Origin of the sequence: Actinomadura sp. NEAU-AAG7 (genome assembly GCF_018603865.1) — a bacterium.
GTDB classification, from domain to species: domain Bacteria; phylum Actinomycetota; class Actinomycetes; order Streptosporangiales; family Streptosporangiaceae; genus Spirillospora; species Spirillospora litoris.
The window spans coordinates 1,358,411-1,382,914 of record NZ_JAHFZY010000001.1 but is presented as its reverse complement, the minus strand read 5'-3'; the positions used below and the strand labels follow the sequence as shown (position 1 = coordinate 1,382,914).

The following is a 24,504-nucleotide window of genomic DNA, read 5'->3' as shown; positions in this document are numbered from 1 at the left end:
GTGTGACGCCGTCGCCACGCAGCATGGTGATTTTCGCGACGGCCGCGCTCATCGTCCGCTGCCCGGCGCGGGGACCATGTATTGGATGACGTACCCGGGTCGCGCATCGGCCGCAGTGGCAGGTCCGCAGCTCACTTGTGATCGGTCCGGCTCATGTACATGACTTGCCATCGTGGAGCCGTTCGAGCTCAGAGCACCGGCTCGTGCCGGTGTGGATGATTTCTCGTGGAATGAGGCGTAGGGCGGTCACGGCTGCGATCAGGCACATGCCGATGGCGATGGTGATGGCTGCGAAGGTGCCCCTGTCGGGGTCTGTTGCGACGATCGCTCCGAGTAGTGCGACCCCGAGTGCGCCGCCTGTCTGCCGGGCCGTGTTCAAGGCACTCGATCCCATGTTCTGGTGCCGGGCGGGGGCGAACGTCATGACGGCGAGCGTTTGGGAGGGTGCGGAGAGCCCCATACCGATGGAGAAGACGCAGAAGCCGACTGCGATGAGTGGGTATGGTGCGGAGGCGACGGTGAGGGGCGCGAGTCCGATGGCCGAGAGGGTCATTCCGGTGGCCAATCCGCTGCGCGGGCCGAACGCGGTGATGAAACGGGCACCGAGAAAGGTCGAGGCGAGGGTGGCGGCCACGGTCAAGGGGATGAAGGCCAACCCGGTCTGCAAGGCCGAGTAGCCACGCAGCTGCTGGAAGTTGAACGTGTAGACGATCAGCATCCCGTAGAGCGTGAAATTGTACGTCGCTCCGCCGAGCAGGCCGGCGAGCACGGGACGCGCGGCGATGATGGCGGGGGGCAGGAGGACCTGTCGCCCGTCTCGCGCCCAGGAATACTGCGCTGCGACGAACACGACGAGGGCCGCGGTGCCGCCCGCGAGAGCCGTGAGCACGGCGGGGTCGAGCCAGCCCGCGACACTCGACTCGACCAGCGCCCACACCATGGCGGCGAGGCCGACGATCGCGAGGACCTGCCCGCGGATGTCGAACGGCACGCGTTGCAGCGGAACCTCCGCCACATGTCGGGCGACAAGCCAGCCGGTGGCGGCGGCGACCGGGACGTTGAGCAGGAAGATGCTCCGCCAGCCGAGAGTGTCGACCAGCAGTCCACCGATGAACGGGCCGATCACGAAGCCGATACCGCCTACGCTCACCCAGACCGCGACAGCTCTGGTGCGTTCGGTCGGCACGGTGAAGATGCGGGTGATCAAGGTCAGCGGTGCCGGGGCGAGGAGCGCTGCTCCCAGACCCTGGCAGGCGCGGCCAAGGACGAGCATGCCCGTGTTGGGAGCGACCGTGCAGGCGATCGAGGCAAGGGCGAACAACCCCAGTCCGGTCAGGTAGCCGCGTCGGGCACCGATCCGATCTCCGAGCCGGCCCGCGGACAGCAGCAGGGCGGCGAACACGAGCGTGTAGGCGTCGATGGCCCACAGTCCGCCGGCCAGGCTCGCGTGCAGGTCGGCACGTATCACTGGGATCGCGACGTTGATGACGTTCGCTTCCATGACGATCAGAGCGGTGCCGAGACACAGGCCGGTGAGGCCCAATGTCCGGCTGGTGGCGGAAGCAGGTGGTGGTAGCCGATTCTTGGCAGCGTCAGGTGACACGGTCACTCCGATGGAATATGGAGAACACGCCCTCGTCGGGAGGCGAGGGCTGTGGCAGCTGCTTGGCGCATGCCGAAGGTTGATGGGGAGAGAAGGTTTCCGGTGCCAGTGGTGTCGCTACCCGATGGAGTTATTGCCGAGCGAGGAGCGACTGGAGCCCCGAGTGCCTACGCCGGTCGGCGTCTGCGGGCACGGGAAGAGAAGGGCTTTCGAACTCGTCGAGGGCCCTGGCCGATGGGGGGTGGTGCCTGGGTTCAGTTCGCGTGCGGAGCGCTCGCCCGTAGAAGTGAGAGCACTCCCCTGATGGCGCGGTCGAAGGGCTCTATCGCCTGCGCCGCGCGGGCCAGGGCGTAGGCGCCCTGGATGACGGCGGCGACGGCGGAAGCGGTCTCGTCGATGTCCAGGTCGCCGGCGAATTCCCCGGCCGCCACGCCTTCGGCGATCGTGCGCCGGAGGTGTTCGTGCAGTACCTCGAAGGTTTCCCGGATCGGTGCGCGCAAGGTGTCGTCGGCCATGACCTCCGGATCGGCGGTGAGCCGTCCCACGCTGCATCCACGCAACACGTCGCGTTCGCGCCCTAGATATCTTGTGATGCGTTCGAGCGCAGTGCCTTCAGCGGCGAACGCTTCGGCGATCTGCTGTTGCATCAGTTCCGCGCTGCGCTGCTCGGCCGCCAACACCAGGTCCGGCTTACCATCGAAATGGTGGTACATGCTGCCCTGGCCGACGCCTGAGCGCGCCAGAATCGCGGTCGGACTGGTGCCGACGTATCCACGCTCCCACAGCAGTTGCCGCGTGCCCTCGATCAGGCGCTCCCGAGCGTTCGGTTTCATCGTGCCTCCCAGCAATGCGGTGCGTGCCTGTCGCGGCCCGCATTACAGGGCCGGATGCCGCAGGTGCCAGTCCGTCTCACGCTGGTAGGCGTGGCCGAGCTGAATCAGTGGTCGTTCCTCGAACGGCCGGCCGACGAACTGGAATCCCAGCGGCATGTCGTCCTCGCCGAAACCGCCCGGCAGGGTGATGGTCGGGACGCCGGCCATATTGAACGGAGTGACGAAGCGGAGGAAGTCCGTCAGGGCTTCGGGGTCGGTATACACCGCCTCCTTCTGCGCAAGCGTGAGGCTCGTGGTCGGCTGCACCGGAGCCAGCAGGACATCCACCTCGCACAGGGTACGCGCCAGTCCGCCGGTGAACGCGAGCCGCTGATGGTGCGCGTGCATCAGCTCGATCGCGGAGACCGTGTGGCCGTGCGTGATGAGCCCGGCGATCGATCCGGGTGTGTCGGCCGGGCCGTATTCCGAGGCGCGCGAGGGATAGCTGGCCTGGTGGGCGATCGCGGCCTCCACACCGGCGTATCGGGACCACATGGCATTGATGGTGCTGGTATCGGGAAGGGTGACCTCGACGATCGTCGCGCCGAGGCGGCGCGATACGGCGACGACGTCATCGAGCATGCCGATGGTCGCCTGGTCGACACGGGTCTCGTTGTAGGCGCGGTCCACTCCGATGCGTACCGGCCCGATCGGGGCGCCGAGGCCGGTCAGATAGTCGGGCACGGGCATGGGGGCCGCGGTCGGGTCATGCGGGTCTGCTCCGGCGATCGCTCCCAGGATCGCAGCCGCGTCCTGCACCGAGCGCGCCATCGGGCCGACGTGGTCGAGGCTCGCGGCGAGCGCAAAGATGCCGTGCCTGCTTACCCGTCCCCACGTGGGTTTGATGCCGGTGATGCCGTTGGCCGCGGAGGGGTACCGGATCGACCCGCCGGTGTCGGTGCCCAGGGAACCGAAGGCGAGGCCGGCCGCCACCGCGACGCCGGAACCGCTTGAGGAGGCGCCGGACCAGTACTCCGTGTTCCAGGGGTTGCGGGGTGGTGTGACAGACGGGTGGTGCTCGGCGAATGCGCTTTCGGTCAGCTGCAGCTTACCGAGCAGAATGGCCCCGGCTTGCGAAAGACGCCGGACCACTGTCGCATCGTAGGTGGGCACATGGCCGGAGCGGATCGTGGTGCCGGCCGCGGTGACGATTCCGGCGGTGAAGCAGAGGTCTTTCACAGCGATCGGCACGCCGTGCAGGGGGCCTCGGTATTTGCCTGCTGCCAGCTCGGTCTCGGCGTTCCTGGCTTGAGCGACGGCGACGTCCGCCGTCACCGTGGCGTAGCTGCGCAGCACCGGATCGACCTGGTCGATCCGTGCCAGCAGCGTCTCGGTCAATTCCACAGGCGTGAGTTCGCGTGCGCGTAGCTTCGCAGCGACCTCCAGCAGGCTCGCATAGTGCACACGGGACTCGGGTGCGGTGCGTGTGAGGGTCATGAGAGCCACCATACATACTAGTATGTATGGCGTCGAGTGTCGCGAGCGCTGGGGAGAGAAAGGCATGCGGGATGGTCTCGGGATGTCCTGTGGTGGCGGTGGGTTCGTGGCTGGGTGTCTTGCGTGTGATCTTCTTGTCGGGGTTCGGCGTCTTCCTGGGGGGCGGTTGGCGGAGTCGTCGGGGTGGGTGGTCGAGCACTCGGTGGGGCCGCTCGGCCTGGGGGCTCTGGTGGTCAAGCCGGTGCGGCATGTCGTCCATGTCGCCGAGTTGAACGATGCCGAGAGTGCGGCTCTGGGCCCGTTGCTGCGCCGGGTCGCCGCGGCGGTGACGGAGGTCGTCCGACCGGAGCAGGTGTATGTGTGCCTGTGGTCCCATGCGGATGCCGTGCCCGGGCACCTGCATTTCGTCGTCCAGCCCGCAAGGAAAGCCGACATGGAGCGGTTCGACGCGTACGGGCCCGCCTTGCAGATGGAGATGTTCCGCGAAGGGGCCGTGCCGGACGAGACCGAGGTGGAAGCGTTGTGCCGGCGCCTCCGACCGATCTTGGTCCGCTCGGTCGCCAGCTCGTGAGCTGGGGATTTCGCTCTGACGGGTTGAAGCTCGGTTCGGATGGGCGGGGTTGTGGGACGGGGCCGCCGACTCCGGCGGGTTGTCGCCGGGAGCGGAGGGCTGCGGTCGGATTCGATTTTGCTGATTGCGGCGTCCAGGTACCGGCGCAGGTAGGTGGGCGCGATGTTGCTTTTGGAGTCGGCGGCGGTTGGCGCTGATGCTTCTGGCGGGTACCGGCAGCGTTCCCTTATGTCGCCTTGGGCGAGCGCGGTCGGGTTTCCTGATTCACTGGTCGTGGGCTTGACCTTGACACGGTGACAAGGTCTCCAATTGTGTGAAGGAGGTGGTTTAGATCGACGGAACAACCCCGCAGCAGGCTCGGGTGGTCAACGCCCTGAGTGCCGAGGACGCTTCGGTGCGGCTTCGAGCGGCCCTGGCGGTCGGCTCGAACCCCGACCCGGTGTTCGTGGAGGCACTTGTTGAGCGGTGCGCGGTCGAGCCGGACTTCTTTGTGCGGGACATGTTGTCCTGGGCGCTGACCTGTCTCTCCCGGGAGATCACCCTGCCCCGGATCCGGCAGGAGCTCGACTCCGAGCGGCCCCAGGCCCGTAGCCAGGCGCTACATACGCTCTCCAAGATCGGCGACAGGGGGGCATGGGATTGGATCGCCCGCGACATGCTCCACGACGCCGACGATGAGGTCGCACGGACCGCGTGGCGCGTCGCGGTCGCCTTCGTCCCGGAGGAGGGGAAGAAGGACTTGGTGAACGAGCTCGTCCTGCAGCTCGGGCGCGGTGACCGCAGCGTGCGGCTGAGCCTGAGCCGCGCCTTCGTCGAACTCGGCGAGGTGATCAAGCCCGCCTTGGAGAAGGCCGCCGAGGACCCCGACCCGGAAGTGGCCGCGCACGCCCGTGCCACCGAGTCGCTCCGGCAGAACCCGGAGACCGGTTTCGACGCGGCCATCGAAGAGGCCAAGCGCGTGGCCGTGGTCGGCGCGAACTCAGCGAAGGCCGAAGAGGCTCGGGAGGCCGCGGATTGCTGATCGGCGATGTGGCCCGCCGATCGGGGGTGAGCACCCGGATGCTCCGGCACTACGACGCCTTGGGGCTGGTGCGGCCGACGGGGCGCACGGCCGGCGGCTACCGCGAGTACTCCGCCGAGGACGTCCGCAAGATCTTCCAGGTGGAGAGCCTGCGGACCCTCGGGCTCTCGCTCAAGCAGATCGGACGTGCGCTGGAGGACCCGGCCTTCACGCCGTCCGTCCTGGTCGGTGACCTCATCCGGTGGACGCGGGACCGCTTGGCGCGCGAGCAGGAACTGCTCGCGCGGCTCCGCGCGATCGACGCGTCGGCGCCCACCGACTGGCAGGACGTGCTGCGCATCGTCGAGCTCATGCGGGGACTCAACTCGACCAGTGCCGCGCGCAGGCAACAGGCTGTTCTGGTCCAGTCGGAGGGCGTGTCGGTTCCTGCGGAACTGCTGGCCGGGGCGGTCCTGGCCGAATCCGATCCACATGTCGCGGGTGCTTTGGCTTGGGCGCTCGCCCGATCGGGCGGTGAGGGGCTGGCGGTGCTGGAGGCCGGCCTGCGCTCGCCGGACGTCGACGTCCGGCGGCGCGCGGTGCGGGCGATCGCCGAGATGCCCGATGCCGCGGGTGCCGCCGCAGCGCTCGCGGACGCCCTCGGGGACCCGGACATGACGGTGCGCAGGCACGTCGCCCTGGCTTTGGGCAGGCACGGCGTGACGGCGGCTGTTCCCGCGCTTGTCGGCATGGTGGTCGAAGGCTTCGACGACGTCGCCGCGGCGGAGGTCCTGGGGACGCTGTCCCAGGACCCCAAGCGTGCGGACCAGATCATGACTGCGCTGGTCGACGAGCTCTCCGCGCCCACCGCGGACTCCGCGACGCGGATCCGCCTCGTCCAGGCACTGGTCGAACTCTCGGGAGCCGCTGGGCAGGAAGTCCTGCGCGAACTGGCCCATGATGACGACCGCGCTGTCGCCCTCGTCGCCTCGGCCCTCGTCGGCGTTCTCCAACAGCGCTCCGCCGGAGAGCAAGCCGACAAGGACTCCTGAAGAGGAGTCCTAGAGCGCCTCCGGAGGCGCCGCACGGGCTGTTCTCGTGCCAGGGCCCGCTTCGGTCGTTCTTCTCGTCGAGGTCGTCGCGCTCCCTCCTGAATTCAGCGGCGTACCGGTGACAAACGATCTTCGGAGGGCCGCTAGACGGCTGGCGAGGCACGAACTCCGTCCCGGGCCGGGGCAGGTCCCGGCCCGGGACCGGGGTCAGATCGCCTGCTCGGCGGCGCGGATGGTGCCGATCAGCTGGGTTCGGGCCCGGGCCACGCGCGAGCGGATCGTGCCGATGGGGCAACCCAGGATCTCGGCCGCCTCGGCATAGGACAGGCCGAGAATCTGGGTGAGCACGAACGGCGCGCGTCGTTCCCACGGAACCTCGGCCAGCAGGGCGGTCAGTGCCACGCCTTCCTCCCATCCGGGAGATGCGGCGGTTTGACCTCTTTCCACGGCTCGTTGCCAGTCGGCCAGATCGGAGACCACCGGTCGGCGGGCGGCCGACCGGTAGCGGTCGATGACGACCCGCCGGGCGATGGACAGCAGCCAGGTGCGGGCGGAGGAGCGGCCGGCGAAGGCGGGGAGGCTGTTCAGCACGTGCACGAAGGTCTCCTGGGTGAGGTCTTCGGCCCCGTGCGTGCCGTCCAGGTAGGAGATGAAGCGTCGTACGTCGGTGTAGACGGCGCGGGTGAAAGCCTCCACATCCGCAGGCGCGCCGTGGCGCGCGGACAGGGCGAGCCGGGTGAGTTGCTGGTCGTCGATGCCAGTGTTCACGCTGATCGTTCCTTTGAACGGTCGGTCGGGGCAGGGGGCGGGGACGCGTGGAACCTGAGCGGCCGGGGAGCTCGGCACGCATGGTGGATCCTTGAGGCGATACGCGGGCCGATGCGGCAATGGGCTCGCCACCGCAGGGGTGTCGGCCGCCTGACGTTCCTCCGCTGCGCGGAGGTCTCCGTTTCGGGTGATCCGCTGGTCTGGGACGCGGTCGGCATTGTTGCGTTGGGTGCCGCGGCCACTGCGGTGTCCGTGGTCGCGGTCATGAGGGCCCCCGCGTCGGGGGCGGCGGCAGGGAGCTTCGCGTTCGTTCTGGAGTAGATGGCCGATTGCGGGCTGTGGGGTGCCGACCGGCTCTCGTCGTCGGACCGCTGTGACTGCGGACGGCACGGTCCATCGGTGTCCCGGTGGGACGTGCCGTCGCACGGCGCCGGGACGGGATGCTCGGCCCTTGAGCCATGTGACATGGCCACCCGGCACGTGCTCCTCAGAGCGCTCGTCCTGTCGCCTGCCCCGACCAAGGTCCTCGGCCATGGGTTCAGGTCAGCGCCTTGACCGGGGCGGGGGTGTTGGCCCGGTCCACAGTGATCACGTCATGATCAGGGGCGGGGAGGTCGACGATCGCGGCTCGTCCGGACTTGAGGCCGGACGGGGCATCGCCGTCGGGAGCGATGGTTCGGCGCGCAGCCGAGGGCGGGGACGGTCTGTAGGTTTTTGGTGATGTTCCGTCACCATGGAGCGAGAGCAAGCGCAGCATCGACGACTCCAAGAAGAGTGGGGAGCGGCTTACGCCCGGATGGCACAAGGTCATCCGGTGGCGGAGTCGGCCTCGTCCTTGTCGTCACACAGATCTGTCGGTGAGCTCAGAGACGCGAGCACCCGATGTGCATGGGCGCTGAAGGATCTGGCGGTGTTCAGACGAGGGCGACGTGCTTCGCTGGAGGCCCTCTCCGCACCATGGCGTGCTTCAGCGCCTGGGCGGGACGAGGGTGGCGCCCTCTGAAAACGGATCTGATCCACGCGGGGCCGTGCACGACGGTGGGCCGCAGCCAGGTCAGGGAGCGCAGCGCCCAGGTGGCCACGCAGCGGACCAGGGCGCACAGCCCCGCCTCGCCGCGCTCCAGCCACCACGAGGTGATCAGCACGGCGATCGCGTGCGCCAGCAGCATGCTGAGGCCGGGCGAACCGTCCGACGCGGCGGACATGCCGTGCGCGGTCATGCCGTCCGCGGTGGTGGTCATGCCGTGGGCCGGGGAACTCCCTGACAGGAGGAGGTGCAGAACCACCTGGCAGAGGGCGACGGCGGGCAGGATCGTGCCGATCGAGCGTTCCCGGCGGGTCAGCAGCAGGGCCGGGACGAACATCGCGGCGAAGCCGATGGCCAGGACGAGCGGTTCGACCGCCCCGCCCGCGGCCAGGTGGCCGCCGGCCGCGAGACCGGCGCACGTCGCGGCGAACGTCGCCGCGCGCACCAGCCGCACTACCGACCACAGCTCCATGATGCGTGGATTCTTACATAATTCCCGATTGGCGTCATTATTCCCAGGACACGTCGATCGATGCGTTTGTCGTTAAGTTCACTCCGGCCACATCCACAACCTGGTCTCAAGCAGGATCGCGGTGCGCTCGACCCACCGCCGCCCCGGGAGGGGCCTGCGATTTCCCGTCCCGGGATCGCCTCGAAAGCGGTCCGGCTATACCCGGGCGGGGGAATTCGTCGGCTGCTTCAGGGGATTTTTGACATATCCGAATTAGCGACGAGCGGTCTGATCGCACGCAGGCGTCGGCCGCCGTCATGCACCCGGGTGGCGGCGGCGGCCCCAGGCCATCGCGGACCAGGGCGGTGCCAGCTCGTCCAGGGAGCCTATTTCGGTCGGTTTCAGCGTGTCCGGGTCGAGCGCCTCCCGGTGCCGGGCGAAGACCTTCTCAACGTACCGGTGGCCGGTGTCCGCGCCGATCACGAGGAGCGTGCGCTCGGGATGGCGGCGTGCCTCCTGCGCCGCGACCAGGTAGGCGGCGCCGGTCGACAGGCCCGCGAAGACGGCGTGCGCGCGCATCAGGCCGATCGTGCCGGCCATGGCGTGCTGGAAGCTCAGCCAGTGCATCTGGTCGTAGAGTTCGGGACGGACGTTGCCGAACGGGATCGCGCTGCCGATGCCCGCGATGATCGCCTCCGGGTCCTGGAACCGTTCGCTGCCGAAGCTCACGCTGCCGAACGGCTGGACCCCGACGAGCGGGGTCGACGGGTCGTGCAGGCGCAGCGGCTGGATCAGGCCCGCGCTGGACGCTCCCGTCCCGACGCCGGCCACCACGGCGAGGCGCGCGTCCGGCAGCGCGAGGCGTACCAGGTCGGCGAGTTCGGCGTACCCGAGGCGGTGCACCGGGTCGTGGTACTGGCGCATCCAGTGCATGCCGGTGCCGGCCCGCAGCAGCTGGTGTATCCGGTCGACCCGGCGGCCCTGGTCGAGGCGCAGGTCGGACTCGGCGGGCATCTGGTCGACGGTCGCGCCGAGGATCTCCAGTTGGACCCGGATCGTCGAGGTGACCGTGGTCGAGGCGACGATGTGGCAGCGCAGGCCGTAGCGGTGGCAGACCATCGCCAGGGCCAGCGCGTAGATGCCGCTCGAACTGTCGACAAGCGTGTCGCCGGGCCGCACCGTGCCGTCGGCGAGCAGGGCCCGCACCGCGCCGAGGGCCGCGTAGATCTTCAGGGTCTCGAAGCGGATGAGCACCACGTTGTCGGAGAGCCGGATCAGGCTCGGCGCCCGGATGCCGTCGGTGATGTGGTCGTGGACGGTCGTGGAGATGGCGGGCGGGACCAGGAATGGCATGGGCGGTCGTCCCTCGGGTCGTGCCGTCATGCGGGCGGCAGGTGTCCCTGTCGATGTACTGACCGGTCTTGGAAGAGGTCGCGCGCGAGATCGAATTGGTTCCCCCGGCGACAGGCCGACCGATGTCGCGGGAACCGGACCCGCGCTCCCGCCGACTACCTCTGCGGCGGGTGACCGCCTGGTGCACCGTCCGCTTGGAGGAGCCTTGTCACGACTTCGTCCAATCGCGGCGCTTGTCGCGTCGTTGACGCTGGTCAGCGCGTGTGGTGGCGGTGCCGGCAGCGGCGCCTCCACGAGCCCGGTGCTGCGCGTCGGCCTGAGCGAGGAGTCCGGCGCCCTGGACCCGCACGCCTTCACCGGCAACTTCCTGATGATCGACGCGATCTACGAGCCGCTCGTCACCTACGCCGCGGGCGGAAGGCTCGAACCGGGGCTCGCGGAGTCGTGGCGGGTGGCCGAGGACGGCAGGCAGGTGACGTTCGACCTGCGCGACAACGTCCGGTTCACCGACGGGACGCCGCTCGACTCCGCCGCCGTCAAGTGGAACTTCGACCGGTGGGTCGGCAACAAGAAGTTCAGCTTCTTCCGGGCCTCCCAGATCATCTCCTCCGTTGACACTCCGAACGCCGACACGGTCCGGCTGACGCTGTCGGAGCCCTACGAGCCGCTGTTGCAGGAGTTGTCGATCGCCCGGCCGGTGCGGTTGCTCAGCCCGAAGTCCGCGAACGCCGCAGGGAGGTTCCAGACCCCGGTCGGCACCGGGCCGTGGAAGCTGGTGTCGAACTCGGCCAAGGGGGCGACGCTGGCCCGCAACGACGGCTACTGGGGTGCCAAGCCCCGGTTGCGGCGGCTGGAGTTCAAGGTCATCCCCAGTTCCCAGGCGCGGGTGGACGCGCTCGCCAACCGCGAACTCGACCTCATCGGCGGCTCCTACCTGTCCGCCATCACGCCGGTGGAGGCCAGGGCGCTGAGCAGGCGCGCCAACGTCAGGCTGCTCACCGGCGCGCCGGACGTCTCGATCATGCTCGGCTTCCAGCCGAAGGGCCCGGCCGGGGACAAGGCCGTCCGCGAGGCCGTCCGCCAGGCCATCGACACCGCGTCCCTGAGCAAGGCGCTGTTCATGGGCTACGCCGAGCCCGCGCGCCGGGTGTTCCCGCCGGAGGTGCCCGACTCCGGCACCGACCTCCCGCTCTACTTCGACCAGGCCGCCGCCCGCCGGACGCTGGACGCCGCCGGATACACACTCAACGGCGGCACCCGGGTCAAGGACGGCAAGCCGCTCTCCCTGAAGCTGCTCATCCCCTCGACACCGGCGCAGGGGCAGCTCGACCCCCGGTCCATGGCCGCCGCCGTCGTCGCCGCCCTCAAGCAGGTCGGCATCACCGTGCGGATCGCCCAGGTGGACGCGGCCTCCTACTACGACGAGCGGGCGGAGGACGACTGGGACCTCACGTTCTTCGAGGGGCTCGGCGCGCCCTACGACCCGTCCGGCTCGGTCGTGTCCATGTTCACCACCGACGCGCGCGGGCCGCTCTGGGCCACCCCGGCCACCAAGGCCGCGGTCGACCGGGCCGTGTTCGCCCGCGACGCCGCCTCCCGCGCCGCGGCCTACCAGAGGCTCTACGCCGTGCTCGCCACCGACGCCGGGTTCGTGCCGCTGGTCTACCGGAAGCGGCTGTGGGCCGTCCGGGACGCGGTGAAGGGCTTCGCGGTGCCGCCCACCGACCTCGACCTCGGGGTCGCCGGGGTCACCGTCCGGTGAAGGCGCCCGACCGGCTGACCACCGGGGGCCGGTACGCCGCCCGCTGGGCCCTCGACACCGCCGGCGTGCTGCTGGCGATGACGGTGGGCACCTTCGCGCTGGTCCTGTTCGCCCGCGGCGACCCCGCGTCGGTGCTCGCCGCGACGCGGGCCGGGCGCCCGGCCACCCGCGAGCAGGTCGAGGCCGTCCGCGTCGAACTCGGCCTCGACGCCCCCGCCCCGATCCGGTACCTGCGCTGGCTCGCCCACGCGTGCACCGGCGACTTCGGGCTGTCGCTGCGGACGGACCTGCCCGTGGGGCCCGAGGTCGCCGACAGGCTCGGTGTCACGCTCGGGCTGGTCGCGGGATCCGCGGTGGTCGGCATCCTGGCCGGCCTGGCCGTGGGGGTGGCGGGGGCGCTGCTCCCGCGCGGCGTCCTGCGCGGCGCGCTGCGGGTCGGTGCGCTGCTGCTGACCTCGGTGCCGGTGTTCTGGCTGAGCTACCTGCTGGTGCTGGTCTTCGCCCTGCGACTGGGGCTGGTGCCGACCTCGGGCATGGCCGGGCCGGAGACGTGGGTCATGCCGATCGCGGTGCTCGCCATGCCGACCGCCGGTGTGCTCAGCCGGGTCGTGGCGGTCACGCTGCGCGAGGCCCTGGACAGGCCGTACGTGCGGGCGGCGCAGGCCCGGGGCAGCGGGACGCTGTCGATCGTGCTCCGCGACGGGCTGCCGAACGCGGCGGGGCCGATCCTCTCGGTCGCCGCGTTCGGCATCGGCGGCCTGCTCGTCGGCACGGTCGTGGTGGAGGAGGTCTTCGGCTGGCCCGGCCTCGGGTCCTATCTCGTGCACGCGGCCGGTTCCCGCGACGTGCCGGCGCTGCAAGCCGCCGTGCTCGTGATGGGCGGCGGGTTCATCCTGACCAACCGGTGCGCGGATCTCGTACAGGGGCTCATCGACCCCCGCTCCCGGCGGCGGTGGACGAGATGAACGGCATGCTCCGCCGACCGGGTACGCGCACCGCGCTGATCGCGGTCCCCCTGGTCCTGTTCGCGGTCGCGGGCGCGCTGGCGCCGCTGCTGGCTCCGGCCGACCCCAACGTCGGCGACCTCGCCGCCTCGCTGCGACCGCCGTCGCGAGAGTACCCGCTGGGCACGGACCAGCTCGGCCGCGACCAGCTCAGCCGGCTCCTGCACGGCGCGCGGATCTCCATCACGATCACGGCGGCGGTGCTGGCGATCTCGCTCGCCACCGGCGCCGTCGTCGGGGCCACCGCCGGTTACCTGGGCGGATGGGTCGACTGGGGCGTCGCCCGGGTGATCGACGTCGTGGTGTCGCTGCCCGGCATGCTGGTCGCGCTGGCGGTGATCGGTGCGCGCGGGCCCGGCGTGCAGAGCCTCGTCCTGGCCCTGTCGCTGTGGTCGTGGGCGCCCTACGCCCGGATCGCCCGCGCCCGCGTCGCCGGGATGCGCGACAGCCCCCACATGGACGCGCTGCGGCTGCTCGGGGCGGGCCGCGTGCGCGTCATCGGCCGGCACCTCCTGCCGCCGGCGCTGGCGCCGTGCCTGGTCTACGCCAGCACGGACGTCGGCATGATCGTCCTCGGCGTCGCCACGCTGAGCTTCCTCGGCCTCGGTGTCGCGCCGCCGCACGCCGAATGGGGCCAGATGCTCATCGAGGGGCAGCCGTTCCTGGACTCCGCGTGGTGGCTGGCCTACCCGCCCGGCATCGCCGTCACGGCGGTGGTCTTCGCCAGCAACCTGCTCGGCGAGCGGCTCGCGGCGGGCGAGGAGCGGCCGTCGCTCCTCCGGCTGGCCCTTCCCGGACGGATCCGGCGGACGGCGCGCCCGAAGGCCGCGGCGGGAACGACCGTGGTCGCGGAACCGTCCGTCACCCAGGACTCTGTGCTGGTGGTGCGGGACCTGTCCGTCGCGTACCCGGGCGAGGGCGGGCCGCGCCGGGTCGCGGCCGGCATCTCCTACGAGGTGCGGCGCGGGCAGGTGCTGGCGCTCGTCGGCGAGACCGGAAGCGGGAAGACCACGGCCGCGCTGGCGCCGTTCGGCCTGCTGGACCCGCGGGCGGCGGTCACGGGGGCCGTGACGCTCGGCACCCGCGAGCCGCTCGGACCCGGTCCCCGGGACCGCCGCCGGGTCGGCGTGGTCTTCCAGGACAGCGCCGCCGCGCTCAACCCGCTGCGGACGATCGGCGCGCACATCGACGAGGCGGTCCGGAACGCGGGCCGGGGCGGACGGCGCGGCGCGACCCGCCGGGTGACCGAGGAGCTGCTGGCCACGGCCGGTCTGCCGGACCCCGCACCGGTCGCCCGCCGGTTCCCGCACGAGCTCTCCGGCGGCATGCGGCAGCGGGCGCAGATCGCCATGGCGCTCGCGGGGGAGCCGGAGTTGCTGATCGCGGACGAACCCACGTCCGCGCTCGACGTGACCGTCCAGGCGCAGCTGCTCGAACTGCTGGCCCGCCTCCGGGACGAACTGGACATGGCCATGGTCATTGTCAGCCACGACCTGGCGGTGGTGGCGCGCCTCGCCGACAGCGTGGCCGTCCTGTACGGCGGACGGATCGTGGAGTCGGGGCCGCTGGAGGAGCTGATCAAGGCCCCCGACCACCCCTACACCCGGGGCCTGCTGGACGCCGTGCCGCGTCCCGGCGCGGCACCGGGGACCCGGTTCCGCACCATGCCGGGCCGGGCCGGGATCGGCCCGGACGACACGCCGGGGTGCGGGTTCGCGCCGCGCTGCGCGCTCGCGGTACCGGCCTGCACGACCGTGCCGCCGACGCTGGAACCGCTGGTAGGCCCGGCGCTGGAGCCGTTGGCCGGCTCGGCCGCGCGCCGGTCGGCGTGCCTGCGCCATCCGAGCACCTCCACGACCGCGGACGGGCCATGCTAGAGATCGAGGGCGTCAGCGCGGGCTACGGCCGTGCCGGCACGACCGTGATCGAGGACGTCACGCTGCGGGTCGCGGCGGGCGAGATCGTCGGACTGGTCGGCGAGTCCGGCTGCGGCAAGTCGACGCTGGCCCGCGTCGTCACCGGCCTGCACCGGCCCAGCGCGGGAACGGTTCGCGTCGCCGGAGTGGACGTGCGGGCGCTCCGGGGCAAGGCGCTGCGGGCCCACCGGCGGCAGGTCCAGATGGTGTTCCAGGACCCCTACCTGTCGCTCAGCCCGCGGCAGACCGTACGCCAGGCCCTCACCGAGCCGCTGGCCATCCACCGCGTCGGCGATGCCCGGTCCCGGGCCGCGCGGGTGAGCGAGCTGCTGGACCTGGTCGAACTCGACCCGCAGGTCGGGGCCCGCCGTCGCGGGCAGCTGTCGGGCGGGCAGCAGCAGCGGGTGGCGATCGCCCGCGCGCTGGCCCTGGAGCCGCGCCTGCTGGTCTGCGACGAGCCGGTCACCGCGCTCGACGTGTCGGTCCAGGCGAAGGTGCTGAACCTGCTCTGCGACCTGCGGGACCGGCTCGACTTCGGCTGCCTGTTCATCGCCCACGACCTCGCGGTGGTCGCCCAGCTCGCGGACCGGATCGCGGTCATGTCGCGCGGCCGGATCGTCGAACAGGGCCCGACCGCGGACGTGACCACCGACCCTCGGCACCCCTACACGCGCCTGCTGCTCTCGGCGACGCCCACGATGTGACGACGGCCGGGAACCATCCGGGCCATCGGGCCGACATACTGATGGTGACCATCGCCTGCCTTGAGATGCTCTCCTTCGGACTCGCCCACCTCGCGCGGGCCGCCCGCGGCGCCGGCGAGCGACTGGTGCTGCTGACCGGCGTCGAGTCGCTGTACCTGCACGAGCTCGCCACGCTGCCGCCCGGGACGATCGAGGTCGTTCCCGTGGACACCGGCGACCGCCGGGCGGTCGCCGAGGCCCTGACCGCCATCGAGGGCCTCAAGGGTCTGATCAGCTCCACCGACACCTGGGGCGTCACGGGCGCCGAACTCGCCGCCGAACTCGGCCTGCCCGGCATCGACCCGGCGGTCATCCGGCTGGTGCGCGACAAGTTCGAGGTCCGCGACCTCCTCCACCGCAAGGGCCTGAGCCCGTTCGCGCCGTTCGCGGTGGACGACGCGTCCGCGCTGGACCTCGACCGGCTCGCCGCGGCCGTGGGGCTCCCCGCCATCGTCAAGGACACGGCGGGCACCAGCAGCCGGAACGTTTGGCTCGTCCGCGACGCCGGCGACCTCGCCCGCCTCCGCCGCGAGGCCGCGGAGGCGACGCTGTTCGGACGGCTGTTCGCGGAGCCGTTCCTCGCCGGGCCGGTGTACAGCGCCGAGACGCTCACCTGGGCCGGGCGCACCCGGCTGCTGGGGCTGTCGAGCCGCCTCATGTCGCCGCAGCCCTGGTTCCGCGAGGACGTCACCGCGTTCCCGGTGGCGCTGCCGCCCGGCGACGCCCGCGAGATCGAGAGGTGGCTCTCCGAGCTGCTGGCGGTGCTCGGCTACACCGACCGGTTCGCCCACGTCGAGCTGGCCATGACCGCCGACGGGCCGCGCCTGATCGAGGTGAACCCGCGCATCGGCGGCGCGCTCGTCGGCGAGTCGATGTGCCGTGCCCTGAACGCCAACGTCTACGAGGGGCTGGTCGACCTCGCGCTCGGCCGACGTCCGCGACTGCTCGACGCGCCCCTGGGCGGCGGACCGGCCGTGGCGTTCGTCCTGGCCTACCCGGACCGGGCCGGGGAGTTGGTCGCCGTGCACGGCCTCGACGACGTCGCCCGCTATCCGGGGCGGACGGAGTGGTATCCGACCAAGGAGATCGGCGCGGACATCGCGCACGTCACCGACGGGCGCGGCCACGCCGGGATCCTGCTCGCCGAGGGGCCGACGGCGGAGATCGCCACACACCGCGCCGTCGCCGCGGCGGCCGCCCTGCGCGTCGAGACGCGTCCCGCGTGCTAGGCCCGGACGCCCCGCACGATCAGCCGCCGCGCGCGGTGGTCGTAGGGCTCGGCGTCGAACCCGCCGAAGCACTCGACGCCGGTGAAGCCCGCCTCGGCGAGCATCCGCTTGAGCTCGACGGCGCTGTAGAGGTGGTGGACGATGGACGCCTGCCGCACCCGGCCGTCCCGCACGAGGTAGAAGTCGTCCCGGAAGCGGGTCCAGTCGTCGAGGACCGTCCCGCGCACGATGAGCGTGCCGCCCTCGACGTCGAGGATCTTCGGTCGGGCCCCGTCCCGGGCCATGACCTCCTTGCCGTACAGGTCGATCAGGAGCCGGCCGCCGGGCGCCAGGCAGGTCCGCGCGTTGCGCAGCACCCGCATGTTCTCCTCGTGGTCGTCGAACAGGCCGAACGAGGTGTACATGCTGATCACCAGGTCGAACCGGTCGGCCTCGGCGAACTCGCGCATGTCCGCCCGGACGAGCCGGACCTCGGTGCCGGCCTCGGACGCGGCCGTCGAGGCGCGGTCGAGCAGCGCCGCGCTGAGGTCCACACCTGTGACCTCCGCTCCCCGGCGGGCCAGGGGCACCGTGTAGGTTCCCGGCCCGCATCCGAGGTCGAGCACCCTGGTCCCGGGCGCCACCCGCAGCAGCGGCGACGAGGCGGCCCGCGTCTCGGCCTCGGCGGCGCGCTCGGCGGAGAACAGCACGTCCGTGAAGTCGGCCCACAGCGCCTCGTCCTCGAACCACTCCATCGCAGTCCCCTCCACAATCGGCCGAACTCCCTGTGCAGTAGGTCGCCTCCGGCGTCCGGCTGGTTCCCGCCTCCTCCGACATCTGGAAAGGGCCGTCATGGATCTGAGCCTGTCCGTCCGTCGCGTGTCGTTACGGCTGACCGAGACCGTGCGAAGCTCCCGCGGTGAGATCGACTCCGTCGACACCTGCGTGGTCGCCCTCGCGCACGGCGGCGTCGTCGCCTACGGAGAGGGCACACCCGTCGAGTACGACGGGGTCACCGCGGAGGATGTCGCGCGGGCGATCGAGTCCGGCGGGCCGGACCTGCTCGGCCACGACCTGGGCGATCCGCGCGCGGCCCTCGACCGGGTCGAGCGGTGGGACGCGCCCGCGGGCGCCCGGATGGCCCTCGACGGCGCGCTGCACGACTGGATCGGCAAGGCCGCCCGGCGGCCGACCTGGAACGTGCTCGGCACGCCCCGCGAGATCGGACCGACCGTGTACACGATCGGGATCGCGAGCCCCGGCGAGGCGGCGCGGGCGGTCCGGGACGCGCCGCCGGTGGGCGCGTTCAAGGTGAAGGTCGGCGGCTCCGACGACATCGAGGTCCTTGCGGCCGTCCGGCGGGCGACCCCGCTGCCGATACGCATCGACGCGAACGAGGCATGGGATCTCGACCTCGCCCGCGCCCTCACCCCCCGGCTGCGCGCGCTCGGCATCCAGCTCATCGAGCAGCCCTTCCCCCGGGCGGCGATCGACGACTACCACCGGTACCGGGAGGTCCCCGGCCGGCTCCCGGTCGTCCTCGACGAGGGATGCACCGACGTGGCCAGCGTCCACGCCGCCGGGCGGCACTCCGACGGCGTCGTCGTCAAGCTGTGCAAGGCCGGCGGCGTCCGGGGCGCCCGGCGGGTCATGGAGGCGGCCCGCCGGGCCGGGCTCACGGTCCTGCTCAGCTGCATGTGCGAGTCGGAGCTCGCCATCAGCCAGGCCGCGCTGCTCGCGCCGCTGGCCGACCACATCGACCTCGACGGCCATCTCTACCTGCGCGAACCGCCCTTTCGCGGGCTCGGCCTGGAGGACGGGCGGATCGTCCTCGGCAAGGCGCCCGGCCTCGGGGTGACGCCCCGAGCCGCTTTCCCACCCGATCCGGATCGGAGGAGACCGTGAACTGGTACGAGGACATGCACCTGTGGTCGGGCTTTTCGGAGGTCCTCTTCACACCCGAGCGGGCGCGCGCCGCCGCCGAGGTGGTGGCCTCCTCGCCCCTGTTCGCGTTCCCCCCGGGAAGCCGCGTGCTCGACCAGTGCTGCGGCGTCGGCTTCTTCACCGAGCCGCTGGCCCGCCACGGCCACCGCGTGACCGGCGTGGACCTCCATCCCGAACTGCTCGAACGCGCGGCGGCCGCGTGCGCCGCCGCCGGGGTGAAGGCGACGCTCGTGCGGGCGGACGTGCGCGAACACGTGGCGCCGGACGCCTACGACGTCGTGGTGAACATGTACACCTCCTTCGGCTACTTCGACGACCACGAGGACAACCTGCGGGTCCTGCGCAACGCCCACCGCTCCCTCGCCCCGGGCGGTCATCTGATCGTGGACCTGTTGAGCAAGGAGACGTACGCGTCCTGGGCCGGCACCCCAAAGATCGTCGATGTGCGCGGCGGCATGGTGGTCATGCGCGACACGATCCTGGACGACTGGGCCCGCTACCGCACCGACTGGACGCTCGTCCGGGGCGACAGGGCCGAGCACACCTCGCTCACCTGCTACGTCTACAGCGCCGCCGAGTTGCGCGCCATGTTCGTCCAGGCCGGGTTCGAGGACGTCGAGTGCTTCGGCACCCTGGACGGCGGCCCGTACGACGCGGGCGCCACCCGCCTGATCGTCCGGGGCGCCAAGGCACGGCCGAGGTGACACCGGGCGGTGCCCGCTCGTTCACCGGCGTCCAGACCGCGCTGCTCGGGAGCGGGCTGCTCGTCAACCTCATCAGTTTTTCGGTGTACCCCTACCTCGCGGTGCTGCTCCGCGACCGGATGGGCCTCGGCATGGACCAGGTCGGTGTCGTGCTCGGGCTGGCCACGCTCGTCCAGTTCGCCGGGGGGCTGCCCGGCGCGGCGCTCGCGGAACGCCTCGGGCTCCAGCGGTCCCTGCTGCTGGCGATGGCGCTGCAAACGCTCGGATCGCTGGGCTTCCTCGCCGGCGGAGCCTGGCCGGCGGTGACGATCGCCGCGCTCTTCCTCCGGTCGGCGGCGACCGCGCTGTACTCGCCGAGCGTCCGCGGCTACGTGGTGCACGGCGCGGGCCCGGACGAGCGGCCGCGGCTGGTGTCGGCGAGCTACGCCACCGGCAACGTCGGGGTCGCGCTCGGGCCGGTGGTGGGGGCCGTGTTCATCCACGACCCGGGCGGGATGTTCGCCGTCGCCGTCGCGCTGCACGCGGCGCTCATGATCGCGCACGCCCTGCTGCCCCGCGAGGCCCGCGACGACCGCGAGGTGATCGAGCCGCTGCGCCGGGCGCTGGGGGGCCTCGCGGCCCTGCCGTTCGCGGTCACCGCCCTGACCATCTACCTGCACATGAACTTCTACCAGTACCTCTCTTCCTACGCGGAGGGCCGGGTGCCCACGATGTTCTACGGATCCGCCATGATGGGCTACTCGCTGCTGCTCGTCGTGCTGCAACCACTGATCACGGGCCGGGTCGAGCGGATGCGGTACGAGTACGCGATGGCGCTCGGCTTCGGTGGCCTTGCCGCCGGCGCGCTCGCCTTCACCGGCGGGAACGAGATCTCGATCGCCGCCGGGATCGCCGTCATCGCCGCCGGGAACTCGGTCCTCTTCCTCAAGAACGTTCTTGAGGCGCTCGCCCGCACCCCCCGCTCACCGGCGGTCGTCTTCGGGCACCAGCGGCTGGCCGAGGGCACCGGCGCGTCCCTGAGCGGGCTCGTCGGCGGCGGAACGTACCAGGCGTTCGAGTCCGCCGACCTGCTCCCCGGATTCTGGGCGGCCGTCGCCGCCCAGTGCCTGCTGCTGCCCGCGGTCGTGCTCGTGCTGCATCGCCGGCTCCGGCGCCCCGCGATGGGAGACCCCCGATGAACCCGGCGGAAGCATTCGCGGCCGCCCGCGCCGTCGCCGACCGGCTGCGCGCGGACGCCGTCGCCCGCGACCGCGCCAACCGGCCGCCCCGCGCCGAGATCGACCTGCTGCGCGGCAGCGGCCTCCTCGCCCTCGCCCCGGACGACCACCGCACCACGCACGCGGTCACCCGGATCGTCGCGGCGGGCGACGCCTCGATCGGCCACCTCCTCGGCTACCACTACCTGCACCTGTGGCGGGCCGCGCTGTACGACAACGCCGACCTGGCCCGCTCCCTGTGGCGGGAGGCCGCCACCGGCACGCACTTCGTGGCCGCGGTCAGCAACCCGCGCGACACCCTCACGGCCGCCGCGTCCGGCGACGCCCTGTCGATCTCCGGCCGGGGCGCGTTCGCCACCGGCTGCGCGGTCGCGGACCGGCTGCTGATCAGCGCGGTCCGCGAGGACCGCGCGTCCCGCCTCGTCGCGGTGGTCCGCGGTGGCGCGGACGGGGTCTCCCACCCCCCGGACTGGGACAACCTGGGCCAGCGCCTGACCGCCAGCGGCAGCATCGTCCTCCACGACGTCCGGGTCGGCCATGGCGACGTCCTGGGCACCTTTCCGACCGGCGAGGACGAGTCGAGCCCGCGCTGGCTCCGGCTGTCGCTGGTCCCGCTGGCCTTCCAGACGGTGCTCACCCAGATTCTCGTCGGCATCGCCGAGGGAGCGCTGGACGAGGCCGCCCGGTACACACGCGAGCGGTCACGCCCGTGGCCCGCCAGCGGCCTCGACCGGGCCGTCGACGACCCGCACGTCCGCGCCGGGTACGGAGAACTCGCCGCCACCCTCCACGCGGCCCGCCTCCTGGCCGACGACGCGACCCGCGCCTTCGCGGAAGCCGACGCCCGCGGTCCCGGCCTCACCGCGGCCGAGCGGGGCCGGGCCGCCCTGACCGCCTCCGCCGCGAAGGTGGTGTCCACCCGGCTCGCCACGGAGGCCACGAACCGGATCTTCGAGTTCACCGGCGCCCGCGCGACGACCCGCTCGACCGGCCTCGACCGGTTCTGGCGCGACGCCCGCACCCTCACCGTGCACGACCCCGTCGCCTACAAGGCACGCGAACTCGGCACCTTCCTCCTCACCGGCGCCCTCCCCCCGATCACGGCCTACAGCTGAGCGCGCCCGTCCCCGCTCGGCGGCCCGACCGTCCGGCCTGTATCCGAGCCCAACCGAACCGCCTCGAAGGACCGCTTGGCACGCGAGCAGGAACTACTCGCGCGACTCCGCGCCATCCTTCATGCGCCTTTACGAGGAAGGCCGCCCCCGCTTGGGACGATTTCGGCGGCTGCATACCGGGAAAGTCATCACGTCGACGCTCAATCGCAAGTCGGCGGGTGAGTGGTGCCGCGGGGGAATACGGCTGAGTGGGCCCTTGCTGTGTGAATCTGTGGGGGGCGCCGAGGTGATCGAGGGTCTGGGGCGGGTGGCCGAGGTCTGTCGGGAGACGCTGGGTGGCGGGCCAAGAATCAGACGTCCTCTGGCGGAGGGTTCGTCCCTCGACATTGTCGAGATCACCTGTTGTGACGATCGGCGGTCGTTTCGTCCGCCGGTCTTGGTCTCCGGGCCGAAGGCCGGGGTCACGCGGATGCTGTTGGTCCGATCCGGCGGGTTCCTGGCGCGGGTCAACGGCCGCGAGGAGTTCACCGACCCGGTCACAGGATTCGTGCTCCGCCAGGGCGATGAGGTGGCCTTCGCCCACCCGGCCCACACCCGCGACATCAGCACGATGCTCGATCTCGGCCTGGACGTGTACGGCGACGTCTGCGCTGACCTCCTGCCACCGGCCCAGAATCCTGTCGTACCGGTTACCGCCGCGCTCGACCTGGCCCACCGGCGGCTGGTCTCCGCCTGCCGGGCAGGGATCGACGGCTTCGAGGTCGCCGAGCGGGTGCATCACCTGCTCACCACAGTCCCCACCCCGCACACCCCGGCACGGACCGGGCGGCGCGCCGCCACCGTCCAGGCGCACCGCAGGCTGGTCGACCACACGCGGGCGGTGCTGATCGACGGGCCGCTGACGGTGAGCCTGGAGGAACTCGGCCGCCAGGTGGGCTGCTCCCCCTTCCACCTCAGCAGGGTGTTCCACCAAGTCACCGGGCAGACCCTCAACCGCTACCGCAACCAGCTACGGGTCCGCGCCGTGGCCGAAGACCTCGCCGGCGGACACTCCTCACTGCGGACGCTGGCCGCCACCTACGGCTTCGCCGACCAGGCCCACCTGACCCGTGTGTTCCGGCAGCACACAGGGCAGGTACCGAGCGCGGTCCGGGCGATGCTGAGACCCGCCGGCCCAGGTGAGCGAATATGAACAGGAATCTTCTACGCCACCGCTGTGCGCCTACGTGACGATCATCAACATGAAGACCGTTGCGTTCTCTGGCCATCGAGCCAGATCCATGCGCTGTCGCGTGCTGGGGATCTCGGAGCCGCGCCGCTTGGCAACGAAGAGCCTTGTATGGTGGCGGCCGCCGTGGCGCTACTGGTCACCATAGGATCGGGTCAGTTCTCCTGCTGCCGCAGCTGACATCGACCCAACGAAACCGCCCGTTCACACCGGCACGACGGCGAAGCCGTCAAGCCAACGGGTATCGGGATTCGGGGCACCGTATACGGCGACCTCTGGGCGCATGCCGTGCCTCACATATTCACCCCGATCACATATTCACCGCACACAATCCTGGGCTACTCAACCTCAAAACTGGATTGTTAACACTGCTCAGGACTCTGGTTTGGGCGGCCTGGGGCGCGGTAGCGCAGAGCGCGTTGCGGAAGTGCCGTTGACGCTGCCACTGACTGGTCTAAATGAGAGGACCTGGGGTGAAATACCGCACTATCGGCGCCGACCCGGCGACACGGCGCGAGGTGAGCGTGCTCAGTCTCGGCGCGATGCTGTTCGGCACGACCACCGACGAGGCGACGTCGTTCGCGATTCTCGACCGGTATGTCGATGCGGGCGGCACGTTCATCGACACCGCGAACAACTACGCGTACTGGAACACCGGCAGCCAGGGCGGGGAGAGCGAGGCGCTGCTCGGCCGCTGGCGGCGCAGCCGCGGGGTCGGCGAGGAGATCACCATCGCCACCAAGCTCGGCGGCCGGCCGACCGCCACCACCAAGCCGACCGGCTCCACCAGCGGGCTGGTCCCCTCAGACGGCGTCGAGGGGGTGAACGCCAAGGTGATCCGGGAGGCTTCGGCCGCCAGCCGCGAGCGCCTCGGCGTGGAGAAGCTGGATCTGTTGTATGCGCACATCGGGTTTCCGGACGCGCCATGGCAGGAGATCGTTGAGGCGTTCGGCGAACTGGTCGCAGCCGGCACGGTCGGCCTGCTGGGCGCCAGCAACCACTGGGCGTGGAGCGTGGAGCGGGCCAGGAACCTGGCCGCCGCCGCCGGCCTGCCCGGCTACGAGATCCTCCAGTACCACCACAGCTACCTGCGGCGGCGGGGCGACCTACCCGGCAGGCGCTCCCCAGACGGGGAGTTCGGCATAGCCTCTGGTGACCTGCTCAGCTATGTGCGGGCCGAGCCCGGCCTCGCGCTGGTCGCCTACTCCCCGCTGCTGGGCGGTGCCTACGTACGCCAGGACAAACCCCTGGACGCCGGCTTCGACCACGCGGGCACACCCGCCCGCCTCGCGGCCCTACACCAGGTGGCCGAGGAAACCGGGGCGACCCCCAACCAGGTGGTGCTGTCCTGGCTCATCGGCGGCGAGATACCGGTCATCCCCCTGGTCGGGGCGTCCTCGGTGGCGCAACTGGAGGAGAGTCTGGCGGCCGTGGACCTGGAGCTGACCGGGGAGCAGCGCGCCAAACTGGACGCGGCACACTGAGCCCCTCCCTAGCGGTTGGCAACGGTGTGTGATCCCCAAAACAGC

Annotated in this window: 21 protein-coding genes; 14 read left to right on the top strand and 7 right to left on the bottom strand. The window is 71.3% G+C overall.

Annotation, left to right across the window (positions count from 1 at the left end):
- Window positions 1–151 precede the first annotated feature (151 nt).
- From KLI87_RS06325 to KLI87_RS06315, 3 genes are all read right to left on the bottom strand, one after another.
- Window positions 152–1,609, bottom strand: coding sequence for an MFS transporter (locus KLI87_RS06325; protein WP_214616168.1), 1,458 nt, complete (start codon window positions 1,607–1,609; stop codon window positions 152–154).
- 248 nt (window positions 1,610–1,857) lie between these two features.
- Window positions 1,858–2,436 carry a TetR/AcrR family transcriptional regulator gene (locus tag KLI87_RS06320; RefSeq protein ID WP_214616167.1) on the bottom strand — a complete coding sequence of 193 codons (579 nt, stop codon included), beginning with the start codon at window positions 2,434–2,436 and terminating at the stop codon, window positions 1,858–1,860.
- 42 nt (window positions 2,437–2,478) lie between these two features.
- The gene (locus KLI87_RS06315) at window positions 2,479–3,912 is read right to left on the bottom strand and encodes an amidase (RefSeq protein ID WP_214616166.1); all 1,434 of its coding nucleotides are present in this window, start codon (window positions 3,910–3,912) and stop codon (window positions 2,479–2,481) included.
- A gap of 187 nt (window positions 3,913–4,099) precedes the next feature.
- Here KLI87_RS06315 and KLI87_RS06310 point away from each other — a divergent pair, with 187 nt between their 5' ends.
- From KLI87_RS06310 to KLI87_RS06300, 3 genes are all read left to right on the top strand, one after another.
- Window positions 4,100–4,483: an HIT family protein gene (locus KLI87_RS06310; RefSeq protein ID WP_214616165.1), complete on the top strand. Its 384-nt coding sequence runs from the start codon at window positions 4,100–4,102 to the stop codon at window positions 4,481–4,483.
- A gap of 361 nt (window positions 4,484–4,844) precedes the next feature.
- Entirely contained in the window at window positions 4,845–5,504 is a 660-nt protein-coding gene (locus tag KLI87_RS06305; RefSeq protein WP_214616164.1) for a HEAT repeat domain-containing protein, read from the top strand.
- On the top strand, window positions 5,498–6,535 hold the full coding sequence (locus tag KLI87_RS06300; RefSeq protein ID WP_214616163.1) for a HEAT repeat domain-containing protein: 1,038 nt from the start codon (window positions 5,498–5,500) through the stop codon (window positions 6,533–6,535). The genes KLI87_RS06305 and KLI87_RS06300 overlap by 7 nt, the downstream gene beginning before the upstream one ends.
- Before the next feature lie 207 nt (window positions 6,536–6,742).
- Here KLI87_RS06300 and KLI87_RS39805 read toward each other — a convergent pair whose 3' ends face one another.
- The 3 genes from KLI87_RS39805 to KLI87_RS06285 form a co-directional block, all read right to left on the bottom strand.
- Entirely contained in the window at window positions 6,743–7,303 is a 561-nt protein-coding gene (locus tag KLI87_RS39805; RefSeq protein ID WP_308165871.1) for a sigma-70 family RNA polymerase sigma factor, read from the bottom strand.
- A gap of 914 nt (window positions 7,304–8,217) precedes the next feature.
- Window positions 8,218–8,802 carry an MFS transporter gene (locus tag KLI87_RS06290; RefSeq protein WP_214616161.1) on the bottom strand — a complete coding sequence of 195 codons (585 nt, stop codon included), beginning with the start codon at window positions 8,800–8,802 and terminating at the stop codon, window positions 8,218–8,220.
- Between the two features lie 294 nt (window positions 8,803–9,096).
- Window positions 9,097–10,134 carry a pyridoxal-phosphate dependent enzyme gene (locus KLI87_RS06285; protein WP_214616160.1) on the bottom strand — a complete coding sequence of 346 codons (1,038 nt, stop codon included), beginning with the start codon at window positions 10,132–10,134 and terminating at the stop codon, window positions 9,097–9,099.
- Between the two features lie 244 nt (window positions 10,135–10,378).
- On the opposite strand from KLI87_RS06285, the gene KLI87_RS06280 reads away from it, so the two are divergent.
- From KLI87_RS06280 to KLI87_RS06260, 5 genes are all read left to right on the top strand, one after another.
- Window positions 10,379–11,896, top strand: a complete 1,518-nt coding sequence (locus KLI87_RS06280; protein WP_214616159.1) for an ABC transporter substrate-binding protein — start codon at window positions 10,379–10,381, stop codon at window positions 11,894–11,896.
- Window positions 11,893–12,861: an ABC transporter permease gene (locus KLI87_RS06275; protein ID WP_214616158.1), complete on the top strand. Its 969-nt coding sequence runs from the start codon at window positions 11,893–11,895 to the stop codon at window positions 12,859–12,861. The genes KLI87_RS06280 and KLI87_RS06275 overlap by 4 nt, the downstream gene beginning before the upstream one ends.
- Before the next feature lie 5 nt (window positions 12,862–12,866).
- Window positions 12,867–14,777: a dipeptide/oligopeptide/nickel ABC transporter permease/ATP-binding protein gene (locus KLI87_RS06270; RefSeq protein WP_214616157.1), complete on the top strand. Its 1,911-nt coding sequence runs from the start codon at window positions 12,867–12,869 to the stop codon at window positions 14,775–14,777.
- The gene (locus KLI87_RS06265; RefSeq protein ID WP_214616156.1) at window positions 14,771–15,520 is read left to right on the top strand and encodes an ABC transporter ATP-binding protein; all 750 of its coding nucleotides are present in this window, start codon (window positions 14,771–14,773) and stop codon (window positions 15,518–15,520) included. The genes KLI87_RS06270 and KLI87_RS06265 overlap by 7 nt, the downstream gene beginning before the upstream one ends.
- Window positions 15,521–15,585: 65 nt before the next feature.
- Window positions 15,586–16,788 carry an ATP-grasp domain-containing protein gene (locus tag KLI87_RS06260; protein WP_214616155.1) on the top strand — a complete coding sequence of 401 codons (1,203 nt, stop codon included), beginning with the start codon at window positions 15,586–15,588 and terminating at the stop codon, window positions 16,786–16,788.
- Here KLI87_RS06260 and KLI87_RS06255 read toward each other — a convergent pair.
- Complete coding sequence (locus tag KLI87_RS06255) at window positions 16,785–17,522, bottom strand: class I SAM-dependent methyltransferase (protein WP_156214439.1); 738 nt, start codon at window positions 17,520–17,522, stop codon at window positions 16,785–16,787. The two genes, KLI87_RS06260 and KLI87_RS06255, sit on opposite strands and share 4 nt — an antisense overlap.
- A gap of 124 nt (window positions 17,523–17,646) precedes the next feature.
- Here KLI87_RS06255 and KLI87_RS06250 point away from each other — a divergent pair, with 124 nt between their 5' ends.
- From KLI87_RS06250 to KLI87_RS06225, 6 genes are all read left to right on the top strand, one after another.
- Window positions 17,647–18,672: an enolase C-terminal domain-like protein gene (locus KLI87_RS06250; RefSeq protein WP_214616154.1), complete on the top strand. Its 1,026-nt coding sequence runs from the start codon at window positions 17,647–17,649 to the stop codon at window positions 18,670–18,672.
- The gene (locus KLI87_RS06245; protein WP_308165870.1) at window positions 18,669–19,415 is read left to right on the top strand and encodes a class I SAM-dependent methyltransferase; all 747 of its coding nucleotides are present in this window, start codon (window positions 18,669–18,671) and stop codon (window positions 19,413–19,415) included. Before KLI87_RS06250 ends, KLI87_RS06245 begins: the two co-directional genes overlap by 4 nt.
- Entirely contained in the window at window positions 19,412–20,593 is a 1,182-nt protein-coding gene (locus KLI87_RS06240; RefSeq protein ID WP_214616153.1) for an MFS transporter, read from the top strand. The genes KLI87_RS06245 and KLI87_RS06240 overlap by 4 nt, the downstream gene beginning before the upstream one ends.
- Window positions 20,590–21,747 (top strand): acyl-CoA dehydrogenase family protein, encoded by a 1,158-nt coding sequence (locus tag KLI87_RS06235; protein WP_214616152.1) that lies wholly within the window; start codon window positions 20,590–20,592, stop codon window positions 21,745–21,747. The genes KLI87_RS06240 and KLI87_RS06235 overlap by 4 nt, the downstream gene beginning before the upstream one ends.
- 469 nt (window positions 21,748–22,216) lie before the next feature.
- Entirely contained in the window at window positions 22,217–22,939 is a 723-nt protein-coding gene (locus KLI87_RS06230; protein ID WP_214616151.1) for a helix-turn-helix transcriptional regulator, read from the top strand.
- A gap of 509 nt (window positions 22,940–23,448) precedes the next feature.
- Window positions 23,449–24,459: an aldo/keto reductase gene (locus KLI87_RS06225; protein WP_308165869.1), complete on the top strand. Its 1,011-nt coding sequence runs from the start codon at window positions 23,449–23,451 to the stop codon at window positions 24,457–24,459.
- The last annotated feature ends 45 nt before the right edge of the window (window positions 24,460–24,504 follow it).